The 17,370-nt window shown below is 64.5% G+C and carries 16 protein-coding genes and 1 pseudogene; 7 read left to right on the top strand and 10 right to left on the bottom strand.

Translation table 11 applies throughout. The features are described from left to right. A partial coding sequence (locus Q0U08_RS01880) for a hypothetical protein (RefSeq protein ID WP_298089400.1) occupies window positions 1-764 on the top strand: 764 nt, incomplete at its 5' end. Further along, window positions 757-4,077 carry a DEAD/DEAH box helicase gene (locus Q0U08_RS01875; protein WP_298089399.1) on the top strand — a complete coding sequence of 1,107 codons (3,321 nt, stop codon included), beginning with the start codon at window positions 757-759 and terminating at the stop codon, window positions 4,075-4,077. The genes Q0U08_RS01880 and Q0U08_RS01875, both read left to right, overlap by 8 nt. Before the next feature lie 96 nt (window positions 4,078-4,173). Here the strand turns inward: Q0U08_RS01875 and Q0U08_RS01870 are convergent, their stop codons facing one another. Together Q0U08_RS01870 and Q0U08_RS01865 are read right to left on the bottom strand one after the other, a co-directional pair. Next, window positions 4,174-4,569 (bottom strand): hypothetical protein, encoded by a 396-nt coding sequence (locus Q0U08_RS01870; protein WP_298089398.1) that lies wholly within the window; start codon window positions 4,567-4,569, stop codon window positions 4,174-4,176. Window positions 4,570-4,703: 134 nt separating this feature from the next. Then, window positions 4,704-6,011 carry a hypothetical protein gene (locus Q0U08_RS01865; protein WP_298089397.1) on the bottom strand — a complete coding sequence of 436 codons (1,308 nt, stop codon included), beginning with the start codon at window positions 6,009-6,011 and terminating at the stop codon, window positions 4,704-4,706. 308 nt (window positions 6,012-6,319) lie between these two features. Here Q0U08_RS01865 and Q0U08_RS01860 point away from each other — a divergent pair, with 308 nt between their 5' ends. Then, a complete protein-coding gene (locus Q0U08_RS01860) occupies window positions 6,320-6,448 on the top strand; it encodes a hypothetical protein (RefSeq protein WP_298089396.1) in 129 nt (42 codons plus the stop codon). A 374-nt stretch (window positions 6,449-6,822) separates the two neighbouring features. Here the strand turns inward: Q0U08_RS01860 and Q0U08_RS01855 are convergent, their stop codons facing one another. The 3 genes from Q0U08_RS01855 to Q0U08_RS01845 all read right to left on the bottom strand — a co-directional run bounded on the left by Q0U08_RS01855 (window position 6,823) and on the right by Q0U08_RS01845 (window position 9,518). Next, window positions 6,823-8,139 carry a hypothetical protein gene (locus Q0U08_RS01855; protein ID WP_298089395.1) on the bottom strand — a complete coding sequence of 439 codons (1,317 nt, stop codon included), beginning with the start codon at window positions 8,137-8,139 and terminating at the stop codon, window positions 6,823-6,825. A gap of 76 nt (window positions 8,140-8,215) precedes the next feature. Further along, window positions 8,216-9,340, bottom strand: coding sequence for a hypothetical protein (locus Q0U08_RS01850; RefSeq protein WP_298089394.1), 1,125 nt, complete (start codon window positions 9,338-9,340; stop codon window positions 8,216-8,218). Continuing rightward, window positions 9,327-9,518 carry a hypothetical protein gene (locus tag Q0U08_RS01845; RefSeq protein WP_298089393.1) on the bottom strand — a complete coding sequence of 64 codons (192 nt, stop codon included), beginning with the start codon at window positions 9,516-9,518 and terminating at the stop codon, window positions 9,327-9,329. Before Q0U08_RS01845 ends, Q0U08_RS01850 begins: the two co-directional genes overlap by 14 nt. A gap of 206 nt (window positions 9,519-9,724) precedes the next feature. Here Q0U08_RS01845 and Q0U08_RS01840 point away from each other — a divergent pair, with 206 nt between their 5' ends. Then, a complete protein-coding gene (locus Q0U08_RS01840) occupies window positions 9,725-10,024 on the top strand; it encodes a hypothetical protein (RefSeq protein ID WP_298089392.1) in 300 nt (99 codons plus the stop codon). 69 nt (window positions 10,025-10,093) lie between these two features. Here the strand turns inward: Q0U08_RS01840 and Q0U08_RS01835 are convergent, their stop codons facing one another. From Q0U08_RS01835 to Q0U08_RS01820, 4 genes are all read right to left on the bottom strand, one after another. Beyond that, the gene (locus Q0U08_RS01835) at window positions 10,094-11,119 is read right to left on the bottom strand and encodes a tyrosine-type recombinase/integrase (RefSeq protein WP_298089391.1); all 1,026 of its coding nucleotides are present in this window, start codon (window positions 11,117-11,119) and stop codon (window positions 10,094-10,096) included. Beyond that, a complete protein-coding gene (locus Q0U08_RS01830) occupies window positions 11,100-12,014 on the bottom strand; it encodes a tyrosine-type recombinase/integrase (protein ID WP_298089390.1) in 915 nt (304 codons plus the stop codon). The genes Q0U08_RS01835 and Q0U08_RS01830 overlap by 20 nt, the downstream gene beginning before the upstream one ends. After that, window positions 12,011-13,375: a tyrosine-type recombinase/integrase gene (locus Q0U08_RS01825; protein WP_298089389.1), complete on the bottom strand. Its 1,365-nt coding sequence runs from the start codon at window positions 13,373-13,375 to the stop codon at window positions 12,011-12,013. The genes Q0U08_RS01830 and Q0U08_RS01825 overlap by 4 nt, the downstream gene beginning before the upstream one ends. 424 nt (window positions 13,376-13,799) lie before the next feature. Further along, window positions 13,800-14,075 carry a hypothetical protein gene (locus Q0U08_RS01820; RefSeq protein ID WP_298089387.1) on the bottom strand — a complete coding sequence of 92 codons (276 nt, stop codon included), beginning with the start codon at window positions 14,073-14,075 and terminating at the stop codon, window positions 13,800-13,802. Window positions 14,076-14,170: 95 nt separating this feature from the next. Here Q0U08_RS01820 and Q0U08_RS01815 point away from each other — a divergent pair, with 95 nt between their 5' ends. Continuing rightward, window positions 14,171-14,977, top strand: coding sequence for a hypothetical protein (locus Q0U08_RS01815; protein ID WP_298089386.1), 807 nt, complete (start codon window positions 14,171-14,173; stop codon window positions 14,975-14,977). Window positions 14,978-15,377: 400 nt separating this feature from the next. Here Q0U08_RS01815 and Q0U08_RS01810 read toward each other — a convergent pair. Next, window positions 15,378-15,701 (bottom strand): annotated as a pseudogene (locus Q0U08_RS01810) (dienelactone hydrolase family protein); the annotation flags it as partial. A gap of 115 nt (window positions 15,702-15,816) precedes the next feature. Between Q0U08_RS01810 and Q0U08_RS01805 the strand changes: the two are divergent. After that, window positions 15,817-16,041 (top strand): DUF6489 family protein, encoded by a 225-nt coding sequence (locus Q0U08_RS01805; RefSeq protein WP_298089385.1) that lies wholly within the window; start codon window positions 15,817-15,819, stop codon window positions 16,039-16,041. Between the two features lie 5 nt (window positions 16,042-16,046). Next, a complete protein-coding gene (gene mnmE / locus Q0U08_RS01800; RefSeq protein WP_298089383.1) occupies window positions 16,047-17,339 on the top strand; it encodes a tRNA uridine-5-carboxymethylaminomethyl(34) synthesis GTPase MnmE in 1,293 nt (430 codons plus the stop codon). Window positions 17,340-17,370: the final 31 nt, after the last annotated feature.

Raw genomic sequence — 17,370 nt, 5'->3', positions numbered from 1 at the left:
TGTGGCACGGCTCTCGGTGGGTAATCGCGGACGAGGACGACCTCGCCGCCCGCGTCGCCCGGCTTGCGCTCGGTCAGGCGCGTCACGTCGCTGCCGTCCTGTCGAACATCGACAAGGCACCGCCGGCGACTCGCGCCGATGCCGCGGCGGGCGCGATCAAGCTGCTCGCGGTAGAGGCCGGCAAGCAAGTCTACCATCGCGACGGATGGGTCTTCCAAGCAATCTCCTGGATTGCCGCGCACCGCACGGAGGCTGGTGCAGTCGTCCGAGCGCCACACATGATCCACGCTCACAAGGGCTTCGACGGTTTTCAGCTCAAGCTCGATGCAGCCGGCGAGGAGGTCACCGCGGTCGTGATCTTTGAGGACAAGGCGACCGAGAACCCGCGCAAGATGATCACCGGGGACGTGTGGGACGGCATCAGGGATCTCGAGAGGGGCGGCCGCATGAACGAGCTGATCCCCGAAACCGGAGGGCTGCTCGAAGCGCACCAGCAGCGCTTCCCCGAACTCGACATCGACGAAGCGGTCGAGCGTATCGCCTGGGAGGAGGCGCGGCATTACCGCGTCGCCGTCACTGCCGACGACAGCCATGACGACGACGACGAACGGCAGGCTCTGTTCAAGGGTTTCGACCAAGTCGCGCCGGGTAGCACGCTGCGGCGACAGGCCGAGACGATGGCTATTCCAGAGATGCGGGACTGGATGACGGCGTTCTCGGCCAAGGCAGTGGCCTTGATCGAAAAATGGCGCGACGATGTTTGATCCCGTCACGATCGGGCTCATCGCCGATGCGCCTCCTCTGCAGAACCTGAACCTTGAGGAGCTTCCGCGGCGGTTCACCAACGCGTTCGCCGAGATCGTCGCGGCACGGGTGCGCTTGCGCGGGGCCGCGGGCGCCGAGCAGCGCAGCGAGGCACTGAACACGCTCTTGGCCGAGATGCGCCGGCTGGCGGCCACGCAGGAGCTACTCGTCGCCACCGCGCCCGAGCGCGCCGACCGCGCGGCGGCCGCCTTCGTCGCCGGTACCGCCCAGCAGCTATGCCTGATGGCCGAGATGGTGGTCACGGACGACGGGGAGCGGATTCCCTTCATTGATGCTGTCCACGCCGCTCCCGAAGTCTGCGCGACCTTGCTGTTCCTGATCGCGGACTCGCAGAGCGACGCAGCCGAAATGGCTAAGCGGCTCGATCGCGGCAGAGACGACCTCGGCGCCGAAGCTCGGCTGATCCGCGCGATAGGGGACCTCGCCGCAGGCCGGTTGCGTGCAGTGATCGCCGGCCAGGTCAATCCCGACAGGTCCGAGGGCTACGACGTACCAGCCGACGGTGGCGGCGCAGCGCTCGCGGTGGATGCCTTGTTCCGCCAACTGCACGCCGGCGTGATTCAGCTCGCCCGCGAGCTGCTCCAACGACCGCCTGATGATCCCGAAGCCGTGGCGGACTCAGAGGCTCAGCGCATCTTCGCGCAAGTGTGCGAGCTGTGCATCGCGCCGATCGAGGACGTGTTCGACGAGGGCGGGCCGAGCGTGGTCAGCGTCTTTCCCGGCCCATTGCATGTTGCCAAGTTGCTGCTCGCGGTGTCGCGTGATCTGGCAGACGCGAGCCTGTGCCAGGTACGCGCGCCTAGCGGCGTCGATGCCGACGATTGGTGGCGGATCGTCCGCCGCGCGGCCTACAAACGCCCCTATCTGTGGCGCAACCACCGCGAAGCCTTGGAGCAAGGCTACCTCGCGAAGGGCGTTTCCGCGACGGTCAGTTTCCCGACCGGCGGCGGCAAGTCCACGCTCGCCGAACTCAAGATCGCCGCGGCCTTGCTCAGCGGAGGGACGGTGGTGGTACTCGCGCCGACGCTCGCGCTGGTCGATCAGACCGCATTCACGCTCGACAGGGCGTTCGCCGACTTCAACGTCGTAGGCGACCTCGACGACGAGATCACCTTCGCCGACCTGCTGGTGCTGCCCGAGATCATCGTCACCACGCCTGAGCGCTGTCTTGTGCTGCAATCGCTCCAGCCGGAGGCATTTGCGGCGGTCTCACTCGTCGTGTTCGACGAATGCCACCTCCTGCATCCCCGCGAGTCCGACCGCAGCCGCCGGGCCGTCGACGCGATGCTGTGCGTGCTGAACCTCACCCAGTCGGCCCCCGACGCGGATCTCCTGCTGATCTCCGCAATGATGCAGAACGCAGACGAGATGGCCGGCTGGATCGCGGAGCTGACCGGCCGCCCATGCCTCCCGCTCGATCTGGCCTGGAAGCCGACTCGCCAAGCGCGCGGTTGCGTCGCTTACGGTGCCGAGCGCATCACCGAGTTGGAGGACCTGTTGAGGGCCGAGCAACTCACCGCGACCACCAGCGGCGTGCCGAAGGCTCTGGCCAGCCGCCTTCACGCTCGGCCGCTCGCCTTTTTCTGCCTTCGTCAGACTTGGGCGACCCGAAACCGCGAGGACTATGCGCTGATGGCGCTCCTCGACGACGACGTGCCTTTCGCGTCGAGCAAGGCGAAATTTACGGGCGAATGGTATCTCACGCCGAACGGCAACGTCGTCGCGGGTACGATCGCGGCCGCAGCGGCGCAAGACGGGCTGAAAACGTTGACGTTCGTCCAGAGCACGACGGCGGCCGAGTCCACCGTCCGGCACTTCCGAAAGCTGCTTCCCGATCGCCGTGTCGCGCTCACCGAGGACGAAAAGGCGTGGCGCAAGCTCGTCGAGGAGGAGCTGGGCGGACCGCAATATTGCTACCTTCAGCTCGACGCCGACGGCCAGGTGGATGGGAGCGCGACAAGCCATCACGCGCAATTGCTCAAGCCCGAGCGCGCGCTCCACGAATCGCTGTTCAAGCGTCGCGACGGTCTCGACGCTTTGTTCGCCACGTCCACGCTTGCCCAAGGCATGAACCTACCGAGCGACATCGTGCTGATCGCCGGCGATAGTCGCTGGGACGTGTCCGACGACAAGTTCAAGCAGCTTGACGCGCATGAACTCCTCAACGCCGCCGGGCGCGCCGGCCGAGCGGGCGAAGGTGGGCAAGGCTTCGTGCTGGTCGTGCCGAGCAAGATCATCAACATTGACGACGACGAGAACACGATCGCGAGCCACTGGATGTCGCTTCAGGGCATCTTCGCACAGTCCGACCAGTGTCTTACGATCGACGATCCGCTCACCGACCTGCTCGACCGCATCCACATGGGCACGGCCGGGGACAACGAGGACTACCTCCTGGCCCGGCTGCCGGTCGGCGACGACGAGGAGCCCGATGCTCTGGCCTCAACCATGCTTCGCCGGTCGTTCGTCGCTTACCGCAAGCGCCAAGCGGGTCAGGAGGCGTGGATCGAGAGTCGGATTGACGCCGCGCTCGCGCGTCGCGAGGAGCTGGCACCGGAAGAGGAACGGACCTGGCTCGAGCGCGTCGCGGCCGCGGCAGGCATTCCGTACGCGGTGGCGGAGAGCCTCGCGGCGCTCGTCGAGACAGGAGCCTTCGGCGGCTCCAGCACCGAATGCATGGACGTAATCTTCGACTGGATCGAAGCGCATCCCGCCTGGCTGATGTACCTGATCCGGCCTAGCGACATCGAGGGCCTGTTCGGGAAGGACTATCGCGCGCTCGACGGCAGCGTCGAGAAGGCGAAGGTCGCGCTGCCCCAGATGCGGCCGCTACTCGCAGCGTGGATGGCGGCCAAGCCGCTGTGCGAACTCGAGCGCGCCATCGGCACCAAGGAACACTTGATAAAGACTTGCGAGACCGCGCGGCACTTCGCCGTCCGGCTGGTGCCCGACATCGCGTTCGTCGCCGGCCTTCCCGCGCGCATCATGGCCGCCAAAGCCGTGGCCGACGGCACCGATCCCGTAATCCCGACCCTGGTGCAGACGCTCAGCGGAGTCGTTCGGAAAGGCTGCGCCAGTCCGGAGCTCCTCGCGAACGCCGTGCACCTGAAGGATCACTCGCGTCCCGCCGCGCGCGCGGCTTTCGAGGAGGTCGAGCATCTTATCGGCGTCGGCGATTCCGTCGAGAGCTTCGACGACGTGCTCGCGCGGGTGCGGCAGGCCCATGCGGTCGCGATGTTCGAAGACGATTGATCGGGGATTGCTCCGGACAGCTCGACCAGCATCTCCGCCCGTGAAGCCGGATCGACGCACGCCAGTGCTGTCGGGCCGCAGAGGAGCGCGTCCCGACTAGCGCAAATGGAACCCCGCCGCGCTGTTCTCGCCGTTGTCGAAGCGATCGCGGCCGGCGAGCACGTTCTCCAGCTCGCCCAGGTCACCCGCGATCGCGTCGCCGGCTTCGACGGCGAGTTCCTGCAGCAGCTCGGGCATGCTTTCGAACAGCGCGGCGGTCGCCTTTTCGATGCACTCGACGTCGGCAGACGTGAACTCGAGGTCGGCTCCGATGCCGAGCTCGTGCAAGTCGATGTCGCTGTCCTCTTGCGCCATGAGGGCGTTCGCGAGACGATCGGCGACCGCGTCGTCAACGGTCCCGATCGCCTTCAACTTTTCGTCGACCAGCCGCCTCATCGAGAGCAGCGGCAGCCCTTCGAGGCTCCGGTCGAAACTGTCCAGGAGGTCGCCCATTTCGGGACGCTAACACCGCCGACGCGGTCTCACCACAAATCGCCGCCCTTGTGGCGCGGCGGCCGATGTACCCCGCAATTTCCGACCGGCTCTCGCCGTCGGCAGGACGGCGCATGCTCCCCGTATCGCTCCGGCTACCGGCTCGAGCCGCGGGAACGGGCGTGTGCCGCCGCCAGTGCGGCTTGTCGCTCGTGTTCTTCGCGCTCGCGGTCCAAGGCGCTCTGCCGGTAGCCCAATCCCTCCAGCAGCTCTCGCTCCCGCCGCTCGAGGCCCGGTACGCCGATCCGGCAGATTACGAGCGAGCGGGCGAGCCGCTCGGTGTGTTCGGCACCGCCGACACGGCGTGGCGCACCCAGCGCCATGATGGCGTCGGCGGACGAGGCGTAAGATACGCCGCGCTGCGGCAGCACGAATCCCATAAAGGTCGGGAAGTCGGTCGCGTCGTCCACCACCCGCACCCGGCAGTGGCCAGGGTCTAGTTCGTCCGGACTTACCGTCTGAGCGGCCCGAGAAAGCCGCCGCCAGATGGCTTTCGCCGCAACGACCGTGACCGGTAAACCGGTCTCCGGGTCCTCGTTGTGGAACAGATAGTAGCCCAGATCCGGGATGCTCAGCAGCGCACGGAGCTGGTCGTTGCGCGAGCGCGTGACCGAACCGCCCTTGGTCTTGGCCGGCGTATGGACGGAGGCCAAGCCGCGACCCTGGCGCTTGGCCTGTAGCAGCGCCGCCCGAACCGTCCGTGTGCCGTCCTCCGCCCTGTGGTCGAGGACGATGCCGATGTCGGCGCCGACCTCCGGCTCGACGACGTACTTGTCGACGTCGAAGGTCCCGACCCAGCATGCCGCCTCTGGACCATAGCCGAGGTCGATGAACAACTCGCGCCCGAGCGACCTTAGTTGCTGGCCCAACGCCTGGGTGAGGAGCTCGCTGTCTTTCTCTTCCGGCCTATGAGCGGGCCGGCTCTCGATGTTGTCCGCCTCGGCCGCCAGCGCCGCCCAGTGAAGCAGAAAGCCGAGTGCAGGGTCCTCCTCGGCCGGCCTTACCAGCCTGGCAAGGTACTCGGCGTGCGGGTCGGCCCCGCCGGACGTGACGGTCCCGCCCAGCTCGCCCCGCAGCACGGCGACGTTGGCGGCGACCAGCGGTTCTCGATCGGGCGAGGCCTGGAACAGGCCGAGTCCGGCACTACGCCAGCGGTCGACCACCGCCGTCGCGCGGCCCTGGAAGCCAGACAGGGCCGCGTCGTCCGGAAGCCGTCTGATCGGCCAGCAGGCGACCTCGGCCCGGAACGTGTCGTCATTCGTTGCGTCGGCCAGACTACGCAGCTTGTCGAGCCCGATCAGGGTTTGCGGATGAAGCGCGTCCGCGTCGGACAGCCACGTCCTGCCTCGCAGGTTCGCGAGCAGGATCGACAGTCGCCGCAGGACAGGCTCGGCCGCGAGCACCGCGTCGAATTTCTCGATCCGACGCGCTTCTGCGGCGCGGGCCTCGGCGCATTGGCGCGCATGTCGGAGACGCCGGCTCCTTGCAAGAGATTTTCTAGGCGAGCGACGTAAACCTGTTTGGTCGCGGTCACGTCCTCCTCGGCGCATCGCAAGGCGGCCGCCCTCTTCCGGACGCCTTCCTCAAGCGCCTTGGCTTCGCTCCTCCGCCAGAGACGCGTCCACATTGGTAAGCGCTTGAACGCCTCGAGCGAGCGTCCAGCTTGGCCGAGAGCCCCGCTCGCTTGGTCGAAGCGCAATAGGGCGGATTGGTGGGCGGCATGCTCCGCGACCACCATGTGGCCGGCGACCCGGTCCTTCGAGGGTTCCGCGACCGGCGTGCGGAACTCGCCCTTGCGCGCGACGACCGCATAGAGACGCTGCTCCTGCGCTTCCAGTAGGGATTTTAAGTTCGCAAAGGTCGGCATACCACGCCAGCTTAGAGGCCTTCCCGCCCGTAACAACCGTTCGCGGCTCTATGTGCCGCGCTGCGCTCCGGCAGGATCGGGCCCGTTAGGCGAGACCCAGACATGACGCTCTGGCCCTTCCACGACATATCGCGGCGAAGGACGATCCGCCCGTCGCGGGTGGCGCCGCTCGACCCGGCCGGTATCCCGGAGTGGAATTTCGCGGGAACCACATCCGACTTCATCGGTCACGTGGAGCGCCGAACAACTCGATTCTTATCTCAGAGTCGCGCGCAAGTTATGGGACGAGTGGTGAGCTCCTGCATGTCCGGATCCAGCCAACCGGTTTGTCCAAAGTACCACCCGCGCTAGTCATCGTCCTTGGACGTCTCTTCGAGCCCTACCTGTGCCCGCATTGATCGCGCCGCCGTGCCCCAAAGCGCGTTGAGGTAGTTGGGCATTACCGACCAGCGCCCGCCCTCGGCGCCGCGCACCATCAAATCGTATTTGGCGTCGCCGTAAATAAGCCGCATCATCTGCTCGCCCGACCAGGCTGTTTCGCCATGCATGCCGCTGACGAGCGTCGTCACAACGCTGATCGCTGCGGCCTCGTCACGCACCCCGGTGATCTGCCAGGAGGTGAGCTTAAGATCACCCAGTTCTTCGCGATGCCTTCCGGCGCGGAAGCCTATAGACCGGCACGGATAATCGATCGTCGCTTTTGCAGTTTCTCCGAAGTTGCGGGCCATGATCGCCGCTAGATAGGACGCCGCAATGCCCTCCGGGCTATCTGGAACGAGGTGGTGCACGCCTTCGGACGTGGCGAGCGTCTCGCCCGCACGCTCCGGCCGTGCCTGCCAAGCATCGATCCGACGACCCATTTCGCGCGTGTTAGCCGTCTTGGTGGCGAGTTCCGACCAAGAGGCGGGGCGCTGCTCGGCTGCCGCCTTAGCGATGCGTGCTTCTTCGTCCTCACAACGATCAAAGTAGTCGACACTCGCCTGGAGAAGGTTGAACGCCTTCGCTGCAACAAGCGCATTGCCGAAATTTGGGTTCAGGCCGTGAAGGATGCCGTGCCGGTAGGGACTGCGGATCGGCTCCGGATCGAGCTTGCGGCGGGTTGCGCCAAGTATGGCCAGCCCCTCGGCTATTCCGGCCGGGCCGGAGGTTTGACTGTCGAACACCGGCGCGTCGGCACCGCCGGAGAAGGGATGTTTTCCCGTCTTGGTGGTGCAGATGCCGTCGATGACGATCAGTACCAGCGGCACGGCCGAGAGATAATCTTCGGCCAGTGCCCGCTCGACCGCGCGTTCGTAGAGCGCCTGCCAGGCTTCAAAGCGGGTGACGTGAAAGCGATAACTCAGGAACTGCAGCGTGTCGGGATCAAGATGATGGGCGGCGAGCAAGTGCTCAGCCGCGTCATCGTTTGTTTCTGCAACCGCGCGCGCGACGGAATCAACCGAAAGCCGGTCATAGTTGGTCCAGCCAAGCGGCCCGAACCGGGCGGCAAACGCTTCGCGCTCGCGGTGCATACGCTGGACATTTTCGAACTGCTCATTCAACGCCTTGGCCTGATGCGCAAGTTCGCGGCTAAATAGACCGGCCACCTTCAGAAGTGGCCGCATCTGCCGGTACTGCTTCATTACGTGCGCGGAGGTGGGAAGCGGGAGCTCTTCATCGTTCATGACAGGCCCACAAATCGGAACGAGCAAGCCGCTCGGCAACCCTTCAGTTTCGACGGAGCGCTTCGTTTGCCGAGGTTCACATATCCCGCTGATTCCGTTCGGTCAGCTTGCGGGGCACGAACAACTCCGAATTGTCATGAAGGAAGGGCGGCTTTTTCAGCTCGATGCTAGCACCCCCGATGTACAGCTCCCGCTTAGTCACCCGAGCTGCAGCTGCAACAATCTTCAGGGTGCTGCGGTATCGGGAAAAACCGTCAGCGATCGAGATGTGCTGCCCTCCGCCGTAGCGCCACTCCGCCATCTTCTGCCAATTGGGAATGTTCGACAGGAACGGGCGCTTGAAGGGCGGAGGACCGGGTATCCGGTCGTAGAGGTGGTAGAGATCGTGCGTGACCTCGAACGAACCTGCCCGCTGCTCGGCCACCAGCTTCAGCGAAAGCTCGCACGCCATCTGCATATCCCAATGAGCATGCTTTAAGTCCTCAGGACGCGCGCGAGCGATCTGAACCGCCGCACGATCTAGGTGCGGCAGGATGGCACCGCCGAACTCACCGACGCGATCGGACGTTCTCTCGATGGTGGCGAGCGACGTGTAGATCGCGCGGATCGCGCCGGCGACCTCGTTGGCCAGCCGCCGCGCCTTCATACCTTCCGCGCGGTTCAATGATGCAACGTTAGGTCCCTTCTTAAGCCAGGTGAGCGCGTCTTCGTCCCCCTCGACCTCTTTGGGAAAGTGGATCCACATCGTGTCACCCGGCTTGCCGGGACGGTGGGTGACCACAGGAATTTGGAGCACGAAGGGAGTGTCCAAAATCAACACGCAGCCGGCGACCTCACGCTCCGAGTTCCCGTCCAGCGCCTCTCCGTAGCGCCCGCGATACCAGGCCGAGGTTCGTGCAAAGATGAACTTGAACCACTCGCTCGCGAAATAGTCGAGGAACTTACCTGGCTTGGACTCGACGTCGCCGATGCGGATTTGCTTGATGGCGAAGCGCACGAATTGGCACGCTGCATCGAGCGGCCGGGTCGTCAGGGCCGTGCCGTCCAGAGCGAGATTGCGATCAATAACCTGTAGCCAGTCGTCCAGCATGTCTTCGAACTCTGGGTTGGCTATCATCGATTGTAAGCGCTCCACTTCTATCTTCGTTTCCTGTGTCGGCCAGCATGCTTCCTGCGGCGAAGAAGCGCTACCCCGCTTCATCCAGCCGCCTAGCTTTGCGCAGTTGCCGGACGATGCCGTTGAACGCGGCGGTCGTGCCCTGTGCCCGGCCGACGTCGTTCTCCTGGGCCGCAGCGTCCCAGAACATGATGAGCGGCCACCACTCGGGGCAGGAGCGCAGAAGGCAGCGCAGGGAGAGCTGCACCTCGCGCGTGTCCACTCGACTCGGTCACGGCCCAGGAGGCCAGGTGCATCGGGCGCTGGCGGCAAACCGTTAGTCCGGAGCGGAGACATGCGGACGAAAGACACAGCGCACCCGGCCTCGGCGACCATGCTCGTCCCTGGCTTGACAGATGCTCTGCTTGGACGCGAGATCGACCGCGGCTCGGACCCTGCTACTGTGGCGCAAGTCGATGGAGTTCGGCGGTGAAGGTCAGCGCGAAGGGCATGTGGCCGCTGCCCGACATAGCGAGCAGGCTCGCGGCATTCTTCGAGAGCATGTCGGCCAGCGGCATAGACGGGCTAACCAGCACGACGCTCTACGTGACGCCGTACAGCATGGGCAAGCCGACCCATTTCCTCGATGAGCGAAGAACAGCGATCGAGGCGCTCGACATCATGCCCACCCGGCGCATGGTGAAGAAAACTTTCATCTGGCAGGACCACCTGAAGGACGAGCTGGACGTGATCAAGTACCAAGCCAAGCTTCGGAAGGATTTCGACTGAGTTACGAACATCTTGTCCGAGACGGACGGTCACGACGTCTAGTCATGATCGTCGGTCTCGGCCGACCTCTCAATATAGCGTACGTTTCCGCACCAAGCGCAGAGTCTCCAGGACCCCTGGCGCCCGCTCCCGGAACTTGCCCGGCTTGATGCCCAGCTCGGCGTGGGCCGTCAGTGTCGCGAGTTGCTCTTCCGGGTTGGCGTGCAGATACGTCTCGATGCTCTTATAGCCTACGTGGCGGAGGTGGCGTGCCGCTTTTCGTGGATCCTTGGTCGCTTTCAGGACGGCCATCGCGCAGGAGTGGCGAAGGACGTGCGGGGTGACGCGCTTTCTCGCGATGGAAGGCATGACGCGCGCCGCGATGCCGGCGTACCTGGTGAGCAGGTAGGCGAAGCCGTCGCGGGTCAACGGCTCGCCGCCCCGGTTGACGAAGACGAGCTGGGACGCCGTCTGTGGCCTGGCGTCGAGCCATGCCCTGAGCACGTCCACATGCTCAGGCAGGAGCTCCATCACGTCCTTCGTGCCGCCCTTGCCCAGGATCGTCATGTTGGGATTGCGGCCGAGCCATAAGTCGCCAATTCCAAGCCGCAACGCTTCCGACACGCGCAAGCCGTTGGCGTAGGTGATGAGGAGCATGGCCCTATCTCTGAGCCCAAAGCGCGAGTTGGGATCGGGAGCATTGAGGACCGCCGTGACCTCCTCAGGGGTCAGGTAGGCGACGACTCCCTTGCTGTACCGCTTGCCCGCGATCGCCTTGACCCTGGAAACTTGGTCGAGGAGCGCCGGGTTCTTGAAAGCCGCATAGCCGAAGAACGATTTCAGGGCGGACAGACGCAGGTTACGCGAGCGCGCCGTGTTGCCGCGTTCCTCCTCCAGGTAGTTAAGGAACGTGAGCACCGTGTCGGGGTCCAGATCGCTGAAGAGCAGGCGATCCGGAGCCGTGCCCTTCTCCCTGGAGGCGTACTGCAAGAAGAGCAGCAGGGAATCCGCATAGACCTCCTGCGTTCTCGGGCTGAGGCCTCGCACGCGACCGAGGTGTTGGTCGAGGTAGCCCGACACAAGGGTCGGTACGTCGTTAGGCATGCGATTGCGCATGACGCATATCCTCTATGGCTCTGGCGATGGCGAGCTTGGTTTTGGGCAGGAGGCGCAGGTACCAGTAGGTGCTCCTCACGCCGACATGACCGAGGTAGGTGCTGAGCGCCACGATGTGGTTGGCGACGAGCTCCTCATCGTGCGCGCACGCGGCGAGCGAGTTGATGGCGAAGGTATGCCGCAGATCGTGGATGCGGGGCAGCCCGCTCCCATCCCGGCCCTTCATACCGAGGAGGTTTGTGCATCGACGGAATACCTGGTCCATCTGGACTATGCTGGGTGTGCGGTTCGTCCAGATCACGAACAGTTTGGGGGCGTCGAGTTTGGGGGGTCTGAGCGCCAGATAGTCACTCAGCGCACGCACGGTGCTGTCGTCCACGAAGACGAGCCGATCCTTTTTGAACTTTGACTGGCGCACGAAGAGTTCGGCGCCGTTCATGTCCGCGAGCCTGAGGTTCAACGCCTCGCTCAGCCTCATGCCCGTCGCCGCGATCAGCCCGATGATCGCACGATAGGTGGACGCATCGTATGGATGTCTTAGTCCCAACGACCCGAACCCGTCCATGATGCGCAGGATTTCCTCCTCGCAGTACACAAAGGGGGTGAGCCGGTTGCGGCGTCCCAGCCGCGACGTATAGTCCGGCGGCAGGATCTCGTGCCTGTCGTCCTCGGCGCGCAGGAACACGCCTAGATTCGCCAGCCAATCGAGGTGTGTACGCCGGGAGTTGGCACTGCCCAAAGATTCCGTCCAGGCGAGGACGTCATGGTTGCGGAGATGGCTCGCACCCCGCGCGGCGGCGAAGGCGGCGAACTTGCGGAGCCTGACCCGGAGGTCGGCGTCCTGGTACCCGAGCTGCTTGCGCAGCTCGAGATAGCCCTCCACGGCGGCGATCATCGCCCCGCTCCCGGCCAGGGGCAGGCGATGCCCTTGAGACCTGTCTCGTCCACTTTTGCGTAGAGCATGGTGGTGTCGAGCGACTCGTGACGGAGCACGCCGGAGATCGCCGGAAGACCGCTGCCTTCCTTCAGAAGTTTCCTCGCGAGGCCGTGCCGGAACAGGTGGGCGCCGCCGGCGCCGACCAGACCCGCCCTCGCGAGCGCACTGCGCACGACATTGGTTACAGAACCATGATGCGCCAGGCTGATATGCGGCACGCGCAGCCTCACGAACACGGAGTCGTCGTCAGTGGCGGGCCGCGCCCGCTCGAGCCAATCCAGGATAGCATCGCCGCTCGCCTGAGGCAGCGGCATCGCCGACGCTCGGCCGCCCTTGCCACGTACGACGATCTCGGCCCGATCCCAGTCGATGTCGCCAAGTTGGAGCCGGGCCACCTCGATGCTCCGCATGCCGGTCTCGAGCAACAAGGTCATGATCGCGCGGTCGCGGATGCCAGCCGGCTTATTCTGGTCGCAGCACGCAGCCACCATCCTCAGCGTCTCGAACGGCAGGCTACGCGGCACGGTGCCGAGGCTGTAGGTCGGGCGGGAAATCAGCGCGTCGGCCACCGCCGGCGAGCACTCGCCGCGACCCGCTCTGAAACGCAGGTAGCTCCTGACGACCGTGATGAGACGGCTCTGACCCGCGGGCGAACGTCCTTCAAGATGCTTGCGCGCAAGCGAGCGGATCCGTGCTGCCGTATAGGTTCCGGCGTCGTCGCCGAGTTCCGCTTGCCACTTCACGAGTTCGTTCATGTACGAGGTAATCGTCGACAACGCCAAGCCGCGATGCCGGATCAGCCAATCGCGGTACGCGGCTGCGCCCGCCGATAGCTTTCGCTTCGCGTGCCCGGTGACCCGGACCGAGACGCCATTCACCAGGAGGGCACTTCCGCCGTCCGCGAACCTGAGGAGGCGGACGGCTGCCCGCCTGCGTGATTGAACGTGCACCCGGTACATGTGACCGTCGTCGTTGACGAGACCGCAGCAACAGCGGTGCTCGGCGAAGCGTGCGATCGCGGAGGGGTCGATGGCCGTCCGATCCAGGCCATGAAGACGCGCCCAGACGATAAGGTGCGCTCCATGCAGCGCTTGCGAGTTGGCGTAGTTCAGGTGCAGACCGGCTGCGACTAGCGCATCTCGAAAACGGATGCACAGATCGGCGTCCTCGCCGCTCCAGCCATGGGAAGGGCTGAAACCCTGATATTGAAGGTAGAGGAGCAGGCGGGCGAGGTGGACCATACTCCGCGCACGATATTTGTTCGGGTGAGCGGAACGGGTGAACAGGCTGACGAAGTGAGCGCGGAAGCGTTCCAGCATGTCCGCGTCCGCCGCGAGCACAGCCGCAGGTTCGTCGCCAAGCCACCGGGCAAAGTGGTTTACGGCCGGCCTGACATACGGGAGGGATCGCCAACATCCACTCGCGTCAGCGAACGAGCGGAGGAAGAACCCAGACGTGATTGGAAGTTGCGGGCGTGTCGAAGGTTCGATTGCGGCGTAACGCTTCATGAGCCGGACGACCGACTCGAAACCTCTTCTGTTGATCTGATTAGAATGATCGATGGACATGGCATATTCTCGGCATGGCGCATCACCGGGCGGCGCGCGTGCGCCGTCCGCGATTGACAAAAGGATCGAAATGCCGGAGATAGGTCCTTAGCTGAGAGACTATCTTCACGAGCCCCGGGCGTTAGAGCGCTTCGGGGCTCGCTGCATTTCAGGCGAGTGAAGGTTGGTCGTTAGGTCATGGCTCGCCTCCTTTCGCCTGGGTGCGAAGATCATGCAGCCAGTCGGCTACGTCGCAGGTGTATGCGAAGTGGCCCTTGCGCGCGGGCGCCACGAACACGGGCACGCCGACGCGCTTCTGGCGCTTGGCCTGGCGAAGCGCCTCCATGCTGTCGAAGCCCAGCGCGCGGACGAGCTCCTTGCCTCTCAGCACGGGACCGAAGGCGGCGAGCATCGTGCTGCGCACCTCCGCCCGCTCCGGCGTAATCCCTTCGGCATCTACAACGTCGGTCACCAGCGCACCTTTTCAAGCCGTGATCACAAGCCGTTGCGCTACTCGGGCACGACAATACACAGGCAACATACATTTATTGTTTTGTGGAGAGCGTCATGGTCGACCGCCGGCGGAAGCATCCTGTTGATGAGATGAAGATCAGGGCGGTGGCGAGGCTCTTGCACTCGGTGTCGGGCGCTTGGAGAACGGGTCTTGGGCCGACCGGTCGACCACTCCGGTTCCGGCTTCTCAAGAAGTACGAAGCAGGCGACCATATCCCGCGTGATATTCCGGGCGGCGTCATCGACCAAATGGATCAGGTGGTGCCGGGCATCGCCGCCTTGTTCCGAAACCTTGTGTGGGCGATCCTGAAAGGGCTGCCGCCCGAGGTGTCCGTCCTTCGTGCACGACTCGGGCTGAACACTTTCGACCCTGTGCAACCGAGCGCCGCAGCGAGCACCTTCGCGGACCTGGAGGCGCTACTGACCTGGGTGGAGTTGGCGAGGGCGGAAGGACGGCACGACGCCTTCGCCCGCGCAGTAACGGCGGTGGAGCGGGCGATGCCGCAGGTCCGCTTCATCGTCGAGGTGGCGCAAGAGGCGGACGCGTTCTCGGCCTTTCTCGCCGACCGGCTGCTTGTCTGGCGGGCGGACGTCGAAGAACGACGAGTACAAGGTCTGCTGAGCTCCCCGGCTCACCCTCAGGCTGGCACGGACCCGGCGAGCCGGAAGGACGGCGGCCACATCGTCGCTCAACCAGGCTCACAATGGAAGCACGCCTTGGCAGGCTTTGTGTTCCTGACGATCAGCGCGCTTACGCGGGACCAGTTCTCGTGCGTCGCCGCTATGACGATGTGCGCCGCCTTCACGGCGTGCGCCTACTCGGCGGCGACGAGTCGCTCTCAAGGGCTAGTTGCGACTTGATGCTCACGATGTCCGCTGCTTCATAATCGCCGCAACACGCCTCGACCGGAATGGGAATCGCGGCCAGCGTCAGGGCAGCGTGTGGGAGTATAACCCGCGCTCCACCCTTGTCGTCCGCCTCCAGAACGGAACGTTGCACCACTATTGGGAATGAAAGCACGAGGGCCGCGCCCACTCCAGGTGGGGATGACTGCGTGCGGACCTAAAGAGGCGGTGCAGGAGGTCCGCTTTCAGCATGAAATCACACCTACCCCACGGGGGCGCGGACCCTTCCACAGACCTCCTCTAGGTGCCGACGAATGGCATTGTTATGCCAAGCGATCGGGTGGGCAGAGGCGCGGCTTTGAGCGATTTCGCGAGGACGGTCCGCTTAATCCCGGACTTGGCATAAGATCTTTTCGCGTGCGGTCTGAATCGTCGCTTGAATATCGCGGATGCCCGTGTCCTGATCGAACTGACCCATCAGTTCGAGTGCTTGCTGCATCTGATCGGCCACGTCCGGATCCAACTGGATACCGGGGCGGATACGCCAGAAGAGGTCAGGCGCGATCGCCAGATAGCCCGCTTTGGCCAAGGCATCGCACTTGCTGCGAATACCTGCGTTCACCCCGAAGATTTCCTGAATCACCACGATTGCTGCACGGGGCGTTTGCGCAGGTTCAGCGGAATAAGCGTCGAAGTGCGCATCGCCGTCCAATGTTTTGACCGTTATCATTCCCGTCATGGCCAGCATCTCCTTCGGTTTGGTCGTTGCGGTCGCGTGACACCCGCGGCCATATGTCCCTATGCGCCGCCGGAGCGGTCATGCTCAAGTCGGCGCGACTAGGGAGACAGGTGCAATGAAGGTGAATGTGGAAATCGAATGCACCCCTGAAGAGGCGCGCCGTGCGATGGGCCTGCCGGACCTGACGCCGATCCATGACCGATACACGCAGTTGATGCTGGAGACGATGGAGTCGGGCATCAAGCCCGAGATGATGGAATCGATGATGCGCAACTGGGCGCCGATGGGAGAGGCTGGCGTAACCTTCTGGCGCCGGTTGTTCGAGACGGCACAGCGCTGAACGCCATGGCGACCCCTTCAACGATCTTCGCCGTGTCCAGTGGCCAGCCCCCCGCAGCCATTGCCGTCATCCGGGTGAGCGGGCAGGGAGCCATGTCGGCTGCGATGCAATTGGCAGGTAGGTTGCCGCCTCCGCGTGAAGCACGCATGCGCACCCTGCGAGATCGCCGCGGCGGAATACTGGATCGCGCGCTCGTTCTGATATTTCCAGGCCCGGCGACTGCAACCGGCGAGGATCTGGTAGAGGTGCATTGCCACGGTGGACGTGCCGTGGTCGCGGCCGTGGAAGCGGCGCTGGCTGATCTTCCCGATATGCGCCGTGCTGAACCTGGTGAGTTCACCCGTCGTGCACTGGCACATGGCCGGATCGATCTGGCCGAAGCCGAGGGATTGGCCGATCTGTTGGAGGCGCAGACGGAGCGGCAGCGGGTTGCGGCCTTGGGTGCGGTCGAGGGGAGGGTCAGTGCCAGGGTGCGCAACTGGCTGGATCGTGCGACGGATATGGCTGCACGGGCAGAGGCGATGCTCGACTTTGCCGAAGAAGATGATGTGCCGGTCGATGCCGTATCGCTGGATCGGTTGAAGGCGGACATGGATGTGTTGGCGGTCGAGATGCTGGAGGAGGTCGAGCGGCCGCCGGTTGATCGGCTGTATGACGGCTTGCGCATCGTCCTGGGGGGGCCTCCGAATAGCGGCAAGTCGACGCTGCTTAACCTGTTGTGCGAGCGGGAGGCAGCGATCGTATCGCCCATCGCCGGTACGACCCGCGACAGGATCGAAGCGACCATCGTTCGTGGCGGCGTGGCCTATATCCTGGTGGACACGGCGGGACTCGCTGCGGCCACCGATGACGCGATTGAGGCGATCGGTATCGGCCGCGCGGAAGAAGCTATAGCAGCGGCGGACATTCTGCTGTGGCTGGCCGACACGCCGCCGCCGCGGGATGATGCGATATGGCTGCATACACGCGCGGATCTCGATGGGCGCACAATCTTGCCGTCCGGCAAGAATGTGGCGGTTAGCCAGGATGATGCTGGAAGCATTGCCGCCGTTTGGCGGTTGATCGCCTCACATGCGGAGTCCCTTCTGCCTAGGGCCGATGCCATTGCGTTGAAACGCCATCAGCAGGAGGAGTGCCGTGCGGCGGCGGTAGCGTTATCGTTGGCTCCCGCCTCTGATCTGTTGCTCCTTGCCGAGCATCTTCGTGTGACGCGTGCATGTCTCAGCGGTCTGTTGGGAGTGAGTGCTACGGAGACGATGCTGGACGCGTTGTTCGGGCGCTTTTGCCTCGGAAAATAGCAGCAGCGTTTCACGTGGAACATTCGGCAGA

It is taken from the genome of uncultured Sphingomonas sp., assembly GCF_946477935.1.
In the GTDB taxonomy this organism is placed as follows: domain Bacteria; phylum Pseudomonadota; class Alphaproteobacteria; order Sphingomonadales; family Sphingomonadaceae; genus Sphingomonas.
This window is presented reverse-complemented; position numbering and strand designations above follow the sequence as displayed.